The organism is Psychrobacter faecalis, from assembly GCF_016107575.1.
Lineage (GTDB): Bacteria > Pseudomonadota > Gammaproteobacteria > Pseudomonadales > Moraxellaceae > Psychrobacter > Psychrobacter faecalis.
Genome location: NZ_JABAST010000070.1, coordinates 1 through 4,400, shown reverse-complemented (window position 1 = coordinate 4,400; position 4,400 = coordinate 1). Strand labels below are relative to the sequence as shown.

Sequence of the window (4,400 nt, the reverse complement as noted above, 5' to 3'; positions counted from 1 at the left end):
CATTGTCCCCTTTGGAATTATTATTTAGGGGTGACAACTATCCTGCCATAGGGGGTATGTTAGTAATTCTAATGTAACATATCTATAAAATTTAACAGCGTGAAGTAAGTTAAAATCGGTATTTTTTACTGCTCGGGGTCTTAAAATATGAAAAACTTAACTGCTGCTACTCTACTTGCGCTTCCTATTCTAGTAGTAAGCCCTACAGTTATGGCCGCATCTTCAGATGCAGTGGCTAAAACTGTTGATGTTCAATTTAAAAAAGGTGCAAATTCAGCTAACTATTATGGGAAATTAAAGGGTGTTAAGTACGATTCCTATACATTTTATGCTAAAAAAAACCAAAAGCTTTCTGTTAAAACAACGGGAGGGAACGTAGATACTTATTTATTTAATAAGAATCTATCAGATTCTGTCGACGTAGGAGAGTATTCCTCTAAACTAGATAACCAAGGTTATTATATGCTTCCATATTCAGGTAAATATGAATTGCGTATTCTTCAGCCACGCTCTCAAGCTTCTAGAGGGAAAACACCTGCGTATTGGCTAGAAGTCTCTATTTTATAGTTATATAAGCTTAATATTATAATGCTGACCTACGCTATCACATACACAGACTGTAATACTCATGCTGAGTATTACAGTCTGTGTAGCGCACCGATCACAAATAAAATTTGTATGGTAAGTACACTGGGACTATTTCTTAGCCCACAGCCAAAGATTCAAGTCCTCACTAGAGAACTATTACCAGTAAAGAAGCCTGATCTATTTCACTAGGATTTGAGCAAAGGGCTTTAAGTTGATATCTTTTACATATTTTCAGACTTGTTCTTGGTTGGTGGTACTGAGTAGGTTCCCACAACATGGGCAACTAATTCGTCAGATCCATCTGAGTATAAAGAAACCTCACCTACGACTAGACTTCTTCCAATTTTTAGCAGTTTGCACTCAGCAATAATGAGTGATTTTGCAGTTGGTTTACGTAAAAAGTTGATAGTTAGACTCGTGGTTACTGCTAATGGTACTATGCCAATTCTACCTAAGATAGCCACATAAAGAGCCACATCAGCAATTCCCATCATTACAGGTCCCGATACAGTACCTCCAGGTCTTAAATCATCTAAACTGATATCATGGGATAAAATTGACCCACTGCTATTTACTGCCTCAATCTTGTACTTTGCTTGAGGGAACTCAGACTTCATGAACTCAGCTATCTCTTCCTTGGTTGCTGACATAGGGCTTCCTTTAATCTAACTGTTATTGGCACCTCTATTCTATCCTAATTTTCCACCTTACTACGATAAAAAGTTATAGAGCCGTTTTAGTTCAGAGCACTAGTTTTAAAGTCCTTGACGGTTTGCTGAGAGGTATAGGCTAATGATAGGTTATCAGGTCCTTTCACTGGTTCAGTCCCACTGTAAGAATTGAAAAAAGACAATTAGTTTGAACCGCCCCGACTATATCGTAGAGTGATTTAGTTGAGTCAGGCGGCAATGCCTGACAGGATTAAATTATCATAGTACCGCTTTTCAAACTCAAAGGGTGACACATATCCAATCATGCTATGCAATCGTGTTTTATTAAACCAGTCCACCCACTCAAGGGTTGCCAGTTCAACATCGTTTACGCCAGTCCAGCTCTCCTTTAGATATTCAATTACCTCAGACTTATAGAGTCCATTGACCGTTTCAGCCAATGCATTGTCGTATGAGTCGCCTGTTGTACCGACAGAAGCAATCACACCGCAGTCTGTCATCTTATCGGTATAGCGAATAGATAAGTACTGAACCCCTCGATCGCTGTGATGAATGACATCTTTGGGATGATTCCTATCTGTTATCGCTTGATTGAGCGCTGCCATCACCATATCCGTGTTCATCCGATTAGAGACTTTCCAGCCCACAATAGCGCGGGCAAACACATCAATGATAAAAGCAGTATAGACCCAGCCACTCGTTGTCTTGATATAAGTAAAATCTGCAACCCACAGCTGATTAGGACGATGGGCATTAAAGTTGCGATTGACCAAGTCATCAGCACGCTTTTGATCGTCACGGCTGTTAGTGGTCATCTTACCCTTACCGCGCCAAACCCCCTGCAGACCATACTGCTTCATTAACCGCTCTATAGTGCAGCGAGCCACCTTTAACCCATCCGCTTTCATCTGCTGCCATACTTTACGAGCGCCATAGCGGCATTTGCTGTCCTGCCAGATGCGTTTAATCTCACTAATGTAAAAGTCGTCATGCTGACTGCGTAATGAGCGCTTCTCAGGGCAGTCCTCTAAGTCTTTAGCACGGTAGTAGGTTGATGGGGCAATCGGCAGAACTCTACAAATTGACTCGATCCCGTATTGATATTTATGCTCATCTATAAACCTAACCATTGTCTTAGTCAGCGGTCGAGCTCCGCCTGGGCGAAAAAAGCAGCCGCCTTCCTTATGATTTCATTGGCTTGCTTAAGCTCTCTATTTTCGCGTTCAAGATCTTTAATACGCTGTTCCTGACTTTGCGCTTGCACTGAGGCAGGAATAGTTTGATCGATGTGCTTTTTATGCCAGGATCGCAGGGTCTCAGGTGTGTAGCCAATCTTAGGGGCAATGGCTTGAATCGCTGACCAGGTAGAGGGGTAGTCGCCTGCCGCTTCAATGAGCATGCGAACGGCGCGTTCTTTAATCTCAGGAGTGTAGGTTTGTCTTTTCATTGTCGTATTCTCTCAGAATGTTAAGTCTCCGACAATACCGGGGCGGTTCAAGTTGGCATTTGAGAATGATTAGTGTGTATATTGATTGATTAACTATAAAAACTAAGGGGGCAGGATTGGATAATAATAGATTTCTCATACGAGCAATTGGAACTGCTGGTTAAATTTTTATGTTGTCTGCGTTGGTTGCCGCTAGATTTTTTTAAACATGCTCTAGTTTGACTTCTATCCTAGAACACAAACTGTCGGTTATACGTCCAGTTTTTACGGGCTTTCTTATTATTTATTTTTCTCAATATCAACACCCGCGCCAACAATCAGTTTTTGTTCCGCCTAATTACTGTCTTTTTAGGGTTCGTCATTATAATGAAGGTGTGCTGATTTTTAGCAGACCATCAAAAATTTAAATCATCGAGCGACTCAATGCCAATGACTTTACCTGCTATCAATCCCCTAACAAATCCTTTTGTCAGCTGCTCGTTCTCTGCTTTGGTTATTTTCTTGCTGTCGGTATCAATCGTAACCGCGTCTAACCAGTCAGTGTTAACAGTAGGGTCTTGATGATAAATTACTTGTCTTGCTTGCTCTGATTTATACAAAGTTATTTTTCCTTTAAATCGTGATTATTGCGCTGTAAAGGCATTGAACTCTTAGTCGTTTCCCAAGTGTTTTAGTGGTCTGTAGACTTCTCTGATTGTATTTTAACATCATTTGCGTATTGCTATCTTGGTTTGAATATCAGGTTCTAAGTTGTCCGAAAATAACTAAAAACAAGTATCGTTATACGATAGAAAATACTATCACTATTAAGAATAGGTTGTTAAGAGCTGATCATAGTGTCATAAGCCAGTAACACGACGCGCTAAAGCTGCTCGTTCTAATTGCAGACTGTCTCGATTAGCTGTATTATATAGACTGTAATCTATATATTGGTCTTTATATGTGGACTGTCATCACAACAGAGCTGTTCAACCAATGGCTTGATCAGCAAGATGAATCAACGCAAGAAAAAGTACTGGCAGCTTTGATGGTTTTAGAACAACAAGGCCCAAGCTTAGGTCGCCCTTTAGTGGATACGGTGTATGATTCGAAATTTACCAACATGAAAGAGTTACGTGTTCAGCACAAAGGTAAGCCACTCAGAGCCTTTTTTGCCTTTGACCCAAAGCGGCAAGCTATTGTGCTTTGTATTGGTGATAAGGGTAATAGAAAGCGTTTTTATAAAGAAATGCTAGCCACTGCAGACCAACAGTATGAGTGTCACCTCAGAACTTTAGGAGATTGATGATATGACTAAGACATTACAAGAGATGTTAGCTGAGCGCTCTTTAGACAGCCGAGCGCGTATTAAACAACTGGCAGAGCAACTGCTTTTAGAAAACCAGCTGTCTCGTATCCGTGAAGAGTTAGAGATCTCTCAAAAAGAGCTGGCTCAAACCATGGGTATTAAGCAGCCTTCATTGTCTGCTATAGAAAATCGCGGCAATGATCTTAAAATATCGACCATGAAAAAATATGTTGAAGCTATGGGTGGCAAGCTTCGTATCGACGTTGAGCTGCCAACAGGGAAGCACATAGGTTTTAATGTGTAATAATGAATTCGAGTGATTCAAACGCTAATAAGCCACCCTCTTATGGTTAATGCCAGTCAGTTAAGGCAAAAACTCAATAAAAGTAATAAAATAGCCCATCTA

6 protein-coding genes and 1 other annotated feature are annotated in these 4,400 nt (G+C 40.5%); of the genes, 3 read left to right on the top strand and 3 right to left on the bottom strand.

Annotated features, from left to right (window positions below):
- The first annotated feature begins 147 nt into the window (after positions 1 to 147).
- Positions 148 to 567 carry a PPC domain-containing protein gene (locus tag JFC07_RS12875; protein WP_198329211.1) on the top strand — a complete coding sequence of 140 codons (420 nt, stop codon included), beginning with the start codon at positions 148 to 150 and terminating at the stop codon, positions 565 to 567.
- A gap of 242 nt (positions 568 to 809) precedes the next feature.
- Here the strand turns inward: JFC07_RS12875 and JFC07_RS12870 are convergent, their stop codons facing one another.
- The 3 genes from JFC07_RS12870 to JFC07_RS12860 all read right to left on the bottom strand — a co-directional run bounded on the left by JFC07_RS12870 (position 810) and on the right by JFC07_RS12860 (position 3,305).
- Entirely contained in the window at positions 810 to 1,238 is a 429-nt protein-coding gene (locus JFC07_RS12870) for a PaaI family thioesterase (RefSeq protein ID WP_102077604.1), read from the bottom strand.
- A gap of 248 nt (positions 1,239 to 1,486) precedes the next feature.
- Positions 1,487 to 2,706, bottom strand: a protein-coding gene (locus JFC07_RS12865; protein ID WP_198329210.1) for an IS3 family transposase whose coding sequence is annotated in 2 segments (ribosomal slippage) — positions 1,487 to 2,421 and positions 2,421 to 2,706 — 1,221 coding nt in all. Because the reading frame shifts where the segments join, the coding sequence is not laid out codon by codon here.
- Positions 2,315 to 2,431: a sequence feature (AL1L pseudoknot), on the bottom strand. Its footprint overlaps the gene before it by 117 nt.
- A 395-nt stretch (positions 2,707 to 3,101) precedes the next feature.
- A complete protein-coding gene (locus JFC07_RS12860; protein ID WP_193030879.1) occupies positions 3,102 to 3,305 on the bottom strand; it encodes a hypothetical protein in 204 nt (67 codons plus the stop codon).
- Between the two features lie 341 nt (positions 3,306 to 3,646).
- Between JFC07_RS12860 and JFC07_RS12855 the strand changes: the two genes are divergently transcribed.
- Complete coding sequence (locus tag JFC07_RS12855) at positions 3,647 to 3,991, top strand: type II toxin-antitoxin system RelE/ParE family toxin (protein ID WP_198329209.1); 345 nt, start codon at positions 3,647 to 3,649, stop codon at positions 3,989 to 3,991.
- A gap of 4 nt (positions 3,992 to 3,995) precedes the next feature.
- The gene (locus tag JFC07_RS12850) at positions 3,996 to 4,298 is read left to right on the top strand and encodes a helix-turn-helix domain-containing protein (RefSeq protein WP_068408813.1); all 303 of its coding nucleotides are present in this window, start codon (positions 3,996 to 3,998) and stop codon (positions 4,296 to 4,298) included.
- Positions 4,299 to 4,400 lie beyond the last annotated feature (102 nt).